Genomic DNA, 7,166 nt, shown 5'->3' with positions numbered 1-7,166 from the left:
GATGCAGTCCGTGCTCTATTCGAGCCATCGCCAGCTTGAGCCGGACATGATGCTGAAGGTCGGGCTGACGACTGGACCGCAATCGGTCGACGCGCTGACCGGCGCCACCATCTGCGGCGTCATACCGAAACCTGACAACTGCCGCGTGGCACCGTCGCCAAACGCCCAGGCAGAGGCGCCCGCCAAATTATAGGCGCGAACTGGCCATCGAGGCAGGTTGAGCCGTCTTCGATCTTTCCGCTATCGTCCGCGGCAAGCGACAGGCGAGGATCAATGATGAATGAGGATATTCCGACGCTGTTCGAATGGGCCGGCGGCGCCGAGGCGCTCAGCCGCCTGACGCAGACCTTCTACGACAAGGTGGCGCGCGATCCGATCGTCGGTCCGGTGTTCAGGCACATGTCGCCGGACCATCCCGCCCATGTCGCGGCCTTTATCGGCGAGGTGTTCGGCGGACCGAAGACCTATAGCGAAAAGCATGGCGGCCACCGCGAGATGGTGATGCATCATCTCGGCAAGCACCTCAGCGAGGAACAGCGGCGGCGCTGGATCAACCTTCTCGCCGACGCCGCCGACGAGGTCGGCCTGCCCGACGACCCCGAATTCCGCTCCGCCTTCATGGGCTATGTCGAATGGGGATCGCGGCTGGCGAAGATGAATTCCAATCTCGGCGAGACGTGCGATCCGGAAACGGAGCCGATGCCCGCCTGGGGCTGGGGCGTGCCCGGCGGGCCTTACAAGCCGCCGGCGGGGAAATCGTAGCAGTGGAGCCGCGAAGCACGCTCGTTCGATGGCGGCAATGGCAGGGCCCTGGCATCGAACACCTTGTCCTGAGGCAGGATTCCGGCGGGATATCGGCCGAGTCCGTGGCGATCTCGGCCGACCATGAGCGGTTCGCCGTTCACTACCGCATTTCATGCGACCCTGACTGGCGCGCCAGGGAGGTCGAGGTCGGCATTGTCGGTGGCGGGCGCTTCCGGCTCGAGACCGACGGCATCGGCAACTGGTCGAAGAACGGCGTTGCGATCCCGGACCTGACCGGGGCGCTCGACCCCGATCTCACTGTCACGCCCTTCACCAACACGCTGCCGATCCGCCGGCTGCGGCTGAAGCCTGGCGAAAGCGCCGAGATTGCCGCAGCCTTCATCGAACTCCCGGAACTGACCATCGTCAAAAGCCCGCAGCGCTACACGTGCCTCGACGACGGCAGACGCTATCTCTACGAGTCGCTGAAGAGTGGCTTCCGGCGGGAAATCGAGGTCGATCAGGAGGGGCTGGTGACCACCTATCCGGATTTCTGGCAAAGGATCTGATCCGGCCGTTGCGACGCGCTCTGCAAGATGCGGAATATCTGCAAATCTCTGCAAAAATGGCGCCACGATGGGATTGCAGGTTGGAGCATCCGAAACGGGCTTGCCACGTGATGCTCATTGCTCATCTGCCATCGGGTTACATTCTGGGGAGTTTCGCGCGCAGACAATGGCGCGAAATGTCCGGCGTCGTGACGGCTGCGATGATCGGCAGTGTGATTCCCGACGTTGACATGCTGTACTTCCACTTCATCGACGGTGGACACATCCACCACCACGCCTACATCACGCACTGGCCATTGTTTTGGGCCGCAACCGGAATATTGAGCCTATCCGCCGCCAGACTGCTCGGCTGGCCCCGTCCGGCGCTGATCGGCATCTTCTTCGCGGGTGCCATGCTGCATATGGTCCTGGACACGGTGGCGTCGCCCATATCGTGGCTGATGCCATTTGATCGGCACGCCTTCGAATTCGTGGCGGTTCCCGCCACCTATGGCAATTGGGTCTTGAGTTTCGTCCTGCACTGGACTTTCGGGCTCGAACTTCTCATCTGCGCCTGGGCGTTGTGGCTTGTCTCTGCGCGATCGGCGGCGCGGATCGCCGCGCCTCAAAAGGGCACTTGAGTTCTCATCCGCTTTATGAAATAGCAGCGCGCGTGTACGGGCATAGCTCAGTTGGTAGAGCGGCGGTCTCCAAAACCGCAGGTCGTAGGTTCGAGCCCTGCTGCCCGTGCCATTTTCCCGAAATGGCAGATGTTCAGTTTCCGAAAACCCCGCCAGCCGTTGAAAACTGGCGGATGGCTTGCCATATGGCGATAATTCGGGCATAAGGCGCGCATAGCCGGGACGGAACGACTGGATGGTTCCGAGGCGGCGTTTGGCCATAAAGCGGACACTTGCCACTTGCGTGGATCAAGAATCGGTTTTATGTAGACAGAACAGACACGCGACGCGTGGAGCTGGGAAGCCGGCTTTACGCGTCCGATTTGCATGGGCGAAATGGATGCGCTGATTCGGCGCCGACATGAAGCCCAGGCGGCACGTCCCGGCCTGCGGGATCATCCAGGAGACCCGGCCAACGGGTCTTGAAGACAGAGCGGCATATGGCTTCGAAAACCACAAATCCTTTCACCTTTCTCCAGCAGGTTCGCTCGGAGACCGCCAAGGTGACCTGGCCGTCGCGTCGCGAAACGATGATCTCGACGGTGATGGTCCTGGTTTTCGCGGTCATCGCGATGATCTTTTTCTTCACCGCCGACATAGCCATGGGCTATGCGATCGAGTTCATTCTGGGCCTCGGACGTTAAGTTCGGCGATTACGGAGACGTCGTGAAATGACTGCGCGCTGGTACATTGTCCACGCCTATTCGAACTTCGAGAAGAAGGTCGCCGAGGACATCGAGAACAAGGCCAAGCAGAAGGGCCTGTCCGGCGAGATCGAGCAGATCGTGGTGCCGACCGAGAAGGTCGTCGAGATACGCCGTGGCCGCAAGGTAGACGCCGAGCGCAAGTTCTTCCCGGGCTATGTGCTGTTGAAGGCCAACCTGACCGACGCTGTGTTCTCGCTGGTCAAGAACACGCCGAAGGTGACCGGTTTCCTGGGCGACTCCAAGCCCGTGCCGATCACCGAGACCGAGGCGCAGCGCATCCTGAACCAGGTGCAGGAAGGCGTCGAGCGTCCGAAGCCCTCGGTCACCTTCGAGATCGGCGAGGCGATCCGCGTCTCGGACGGTCCGTTCGCGTCGTTCAACGGTTTCGTCCAGGAAGTGGACGAGGAGCGGGCGCGGCTCAAGGTGGAAGTTTCGATCTTCGGGCGCGCCGTGCCCGTCGATCTGGAGTTCGGACAGGTCGAAAAAGGCTGATCCGAATACCCGCGCCGTAAGGCGTCGGGTTGCCCTGCGCCGGTTCGGTGGCGGGGAGGCGGCGCGAAGGTCGCGCGGCCATGAACGGGTGGGAGGCGAACGCGGCTTAGCCGGCCGCGGGAACCGCACCACCAGACTGCAACCGCCGGTGTTTCCCAGAAAGTGGGGCCGGCATGAGAAAAGGCAGGAATAGAGATGGCTAAGAAAGTTGCAGGCCAGCTCAAGCTCCAGGTTGCCGCGGGTTCGGCCACGCCGTCGCCCCCGATCGGCCCGGCGCTTGGTCAGCGCGGCATCAACATCATGGAGTTCTGCAAGGCGTTCAACGCGCAGACCCAGGAGCTGGAGAAGGGTTCGCCGATCCCGGTCGTCATCACCTACTACCAGGACAAGTCGTTCACCTTCGTCATGAAGACGCCGCCGGTGAGCTACTTCCTGAAGAAGGCCGCGAACCTGAAGTCGGGCTCGAAGGAGCCGGGCAAGGTCAAGGCCGGCACGATCAGCCGCGACAAGGTGCGCGCGATCGCCGAGCAGAAGATGAAGGACCTGAACGCAAACGACGTCGAAGCGGCCATGCGCATGGTCGAGGGCTCCGCCCGCTCGATGGGCCTGGAAGTGGTGGGCTGAGATCATGGCAAAGATTGCAAAGCGTATCGCCAAGACCCGCGAAGGCATCGATCCGAACAAGTCCTACGCGCTCACTGAAGCGCTGAAGCTGCTCAAGGAGCGGTCTTCGGTCAAGTTCGACGAGACCATCGAAGTCGCGATGAATCTCGGCGTCGACCCGCGCCATGCCGACCAGATGGTTCGCGGCGTGGTCAACCTGCCGAACGGCACCGGCCGCTCGGTGCGCGTTGCCGTGTTCGCGCGCGGTGACAAGGCCGAGGAAGCCAAGGCCGCCGGTGCTGACATTGTCGGCGCCGAGGATCTGGTCGACATCGTCCAGAAGGGCACGATCGATTTCGATCGCTGCATCGCGACGCCGGACATGATGCCGCTCGTCGGCCGTCTGGGTAAGGTGCTCGGCCCGCGCGGCATGATGCCGAACCCGAAGGTCGGCACGGTGACCCCTGATGTCGCCGCGGCCGTCAAGGCTTCGAAGGGCGGCGCCGTCGAGTTTCGCGTCGAGAAGGCCGGCATCGTCCAGGCCGGCGTCGGCAAGGTCTCGTTCGACGTCAAGGCGCTGGAAGAGAATGTGCGTGCCTTCGCCGATGCGGTGAACAAGGCCAAGCCGTCCGGCGCCAAGGGCAACTACGTCAAGAAGGTGTCGGTCACCTCGACGATGGGCCCCGGCCTCAAGCTCGACATCGCGACGCTCGCCGCGTCCTGATGCGAACCGTTCCGATCGGCCGCTAACCGGCCGATCCGCAAAGAATTCCGGGCCTCCGACTGGTTGGCGGCCCGGTACCGGAAGCCGAAAGGCTTCCGGACATCCTGTCCGAGATTGCAGGCGGCCCAACAGCCTTAATTCATGTGGGCCTGCATGAGACGGGTGAAGACCCGACAAAGGAGCCAAGGCTCCGATGAAAGGTTCGAACCGTGTTTGCCTTTTGTCTGCGCACCGTCGGCTTGCCGTCGGTGTGGCGAAAGGGGGCAGGATCCTCGAGCGTCGTTCGGGAGATCCGTTACTGGATGGCCCGGCCGGCAAAAAGGCAACCCGACGCCTGTCCTCTAAATGGGAATGTTCCCATCGATGGGGCAGGGGTCAACTGGAGATAGGCAGTGGACAGAGCGGAAAAACGCGAACTCGTCACGGGCCTGAATGATGCGTTTTCGAGCGCTGGTTCAGTCGTCGTGGCCCACTACGCCGGTATCACCGTCGCGCAAATGAACGACCTTCGGTCGAAAATGCGCGCCGCCGGTGGCACCGTCAAAGTCGCGAAGAACCGTCTCGCCAAAATCGCTCTTCAGGGCACGGACTCCGCATCGATCATCGACCTGTTCAAGGGACAGACGCTGATCGCCTATTCGGAGGATCCGATTGCGGCGCCGAAGGTCGCGTCCGATTTCGCCAAGGGAAATGACAAGCTCGTCATTCTCGGCGGCGCAATGGGCACCACCTCGCTCAACGCCGACGGTGTGAAGGCACTCGCCACACTTCCGTCGCTCGACGAGTTGCGCGCCAAGCTGGTTGGCATGATCGCCACGCCGGCAACCCGGATCGCCCAGATCGTCAATGCACCGGCGGCTTCGGTCGCGCGCGTCATCGGCGCTTACGCCCGGAAGGACGAGGCGGCATGAGGCCGTTCCTCGCTATCACAAACACACGTTCGAACCTTACGAAGGAATATGCAAATGGCTGATCTCGCAAAGATCGTAGACGACCTTTCGAAGCTGACCGTCCTCGAGGCGGCCGAGCTGTCGAAGCTCCTGGAAGAGAAGTGGGGCGTTTCGGCTGCCGCTCCGGTGGCGGTTGCCGCTGCTGGCGGCGCTGGTGCCGCTGCCGCTGCTCCGGCCGAAGAGAAGACGGAATTCGACGTCGTTCTCGCCGACGCCGGCGCCCAGAAGATCAACGTCATCAAGGAAGTCCGCGCCATCACCGGCCTTGGCCTCAAGGAAGCCAAGGACCTGGTCGAAGCGGCTCCGAAGCCGGTCAAGGAAGGCGTTTCCAAGGCCGACGCCGACAAGTTCAAGGCCCAGCTGGAAGCAGCCGGCGCCAAGGTCGAGCTGAAGTAAGCTTTGGTTGCGGCGGGCGGCCTCGCGCCGTCCGCCACTCCCTTGACGTCAAGGGAGCCACAGAGCGCGAGAAGCACGAGAACCTCTTTCCTGATGGCCGCGAACCGGCCTTCAGGAAACGGGTTTTCTCCCGTTTTAACCGGCTGTCGCCAGGCGGCGGGAAAACAGATCAGGGGCTGCCGCCGAGGCGGCCCGGAATGCAAGGCGAGCCGCGGCGAGGTTCGCCCCGAGAATCGAGCTAAGGAGCGACGATGGCCCAGACCCAGACTTTCAATGGCCGCAGACGCGTACGCAAGTTCTTCGGAAAGATCCCGGAAGTTGCGGAGATGCCGAACCTGATCGAGGTTCAGAAGGCATCCTATGACCAGTTCCTGATGGTGGACGAGCCCAAGGGCGGCCGTCCCGACGAAGGACTGCAGGCCGTTTTCAAGTCGGTCTTCCCGATCTCGGATTTTTCCGGCTCCTCGATGCTGGAGTTCGTGAAGTACGAGTTCGAAGGACCGAAATTCGACGTTGACGAATGCCGTCAGCGCGACCTGACCTATGCCGCGCCGCTGAAGGTGACGCTGCGCCTCATCGTGTTCGATATCGATGAGGATACCGGCGCGAAGTCGATCAAGGACATCAAGGAGCAGGACGTCTACATGGGCGACATGCCGCTCATGACGTCGAACGGCACCTTCATCGTCAACGGCACCGAGCGCGTCATCGTCTCGCAGATGCACCGCTCGCCGGGCGTCTTCTTCGACCATGACAAGGGCAAGTCGCACTCGTCGGGCAAGCTCTTGTTCGCCGCGCGCGTCATCCCCTATCGCGGCTCGTGGCTCGACATCGAGTTCGACAGCAAGGACGTCGTGCACGCCCGCATCGACCGCCGCCGCAAGATTCCGGTGACGTCGCTCTTGATGGCGCTCGGCATGGACGGCGAGGAGATCCTGTCGACCTTCTATAACAAGATCACCTACAAGCGCGCCGGCGACCACTGGCGCATTCCGTTCAACGTCGAGCGCTTCCGCGGCCTCAAGGCCGTCGGCGACCTGGTCGATGCCGATACCGGCGAGATCGTCGTCGAGGCCGGCAAGAAGATCACCGCGCGCCAGGCCCGCCAACTTGGCGAAAAGGGTCTGAAGGCGATCAAGGCGACCGACGAGGACCTGCTCGGCAACTACCTCGCCGAGGACATCGTCAACTACGCCACCGGCGAGATCTTCCTCGAGGCCGGCGACGAGAGCGACGACAAGACGCTGAAGGTGCTGCTCGGAACCGGCGAGGGCGAGATCCAGATCCTCGACATCGACCACGTCAATGTCGGCGCCTATATC

The 7,166-nt window shown here is 62.4% G+C and carries 9 protein-coding genes, 1 tRNA gene and 2 pseudogenes; all 12 read left to right on the top strand.

All coding sequences use genetic code 11. The features are described 5' to 3' along the window. A pseudogene (locus EN738_RS27650) lies at positions 1 to 193 on the top strand (hypothetical protein); the annotation flags it as partial. An 83-nt stretch (positions 194 to 276) separates the two neighbouring features. Continuing rightward, positions 277 to 762: a group II truncated hemoglobin gene (locus EN738_RS27645; protein WP_127286438.1), complete on the top strand. Its 486-nt coding sequence runs from the start codon at positions 277 to 279 to the stop codon at positions 760 to 762. A 2-nt stretch (positions 763 to 764) separates the two neighbouring features. Beyond that, a complete protein-coding gene (locus tag EN738_RS27640; RefSeq protein WP_127286437.1) occupies positions 765 to 1,313 on the top strand; it encodes a putative glycolipid-binding domain-containing protein in 549 nt (182 codons plus the stop codon). 80 nt (positions 1,314 to 1,393) lie between these two features. Beyond that, positions 1,394 to 1,933 (top strand): metal-dependent hydrolase, encoded by a 540-nt coding sequence (locus EN738_RS27635; RefSeq protein WP_348629109.1) that lies wholly within the window; start codon positions 1,394 to 1,396, stop codon positions 1,931 to 1,933. Between the two features lie 36 nt (positions 1,934 to 1,969). Next, positions 1,970 to 2,045: transfer RNA gene (locus EN738_RS27630), tRNA-Trp, on the top strand. A 367-nt stretch (positions 2,046 to 2,412) separates the two neighbouring features. Beyond that, on the top strand, positions 2,413 to 2,616 hold the full coding sequence (secE, locus tag EN738_RS27625; RefSeq protein WP_127286436.1) for a preprotein translocase subunit SecE: 204 nt from the start codon (positions 2,413 to 2,415) through the stop codon (positions 2,614 to 2,616). 27 nt (positions 2,617 to 2,643) lie between these two features. Further along, entirely contained in the window at positions 2,644 to 3,171 is a 528-nt protein-coding gene (nusG, locus tag EN738_RS27620) for a transcription termination/antitermination protein NusG (RefSeq protein ID WP_059189556.1), read from the top strand. A gap of 195 nt (positions 3,172 to 3,366) precedes the next feature. Then, complete coding sequence (rplK, locus tag EN738_RS27615) at positions 3,367 to 3,795, top strand: 50S ribosomal protein L11 (RefSeq protein WP_095765524.1); 429 nt, start codon at positions 3,367 to 3,369, stop codon at positions 3,793 to 3,795. A gap of 4 nt (positions 3,796 to 3,799) precedes the next feature. Further along, entirely contained in the window at positions 3,800 to 4,498 is a 699-nt protein-coding gene (gene rplA / locus EN738_RS27610) for a 50S ribosomal protein L1 (RefSeq protein WP_127286435.1), read from the top strand. A 392-nt stretch (positions 4,499 to 4,890) separates the two neighbouring features. Continuing rightward, positions 4,891 to 5,409: a 50S ribosomal protein L10 gene (gene rplJ / locus EN738_RS27605; protein WP_127286434.1), complete on the top strand. Its 519-nt coding sequence runs from the start codon at positions 4,891 to 4,893 to the stop codon at positions 5,407 to 5,409. Positions 5,410 to 5,463: 54 nt separating this feature from the next. Then, a complete protein-coding gene (rplL, locus tag EN738_RS27600; protein WP_059189560.1) occupies positions 5,464 to 5,844 on the top strand; it encodes a 50S ribosomal protein L7/L12 in 381 nt (126 codons plus the stop codon). A gap of 251 nt (positions 5,845 to 6,095) precedes the next feature. Then, positions 6,096 to 7,166 (top strand): annotated as a pseudogene (locus EN738_RS27595) (DNA-directed RNA polymerase subunit beta); the annotation flags it as partial.

This window comes from Mesorhizobium sp. M4B.F.Ca.ET.017.02.2.1, assembly GCF_003998955.1.
GTDB lineage: Bacteria > Pseudomonadota > Alphaproteobacteria > Rhizobiales > Rhizobiaceae > Mesorhizobium > Mesorhizobium abyssinicae.
The sequence above is the reverse complement of the archived record's forward strand: the minus strand, read 5'-3'. Positions and strand labels throughout refer to the sequence as shown.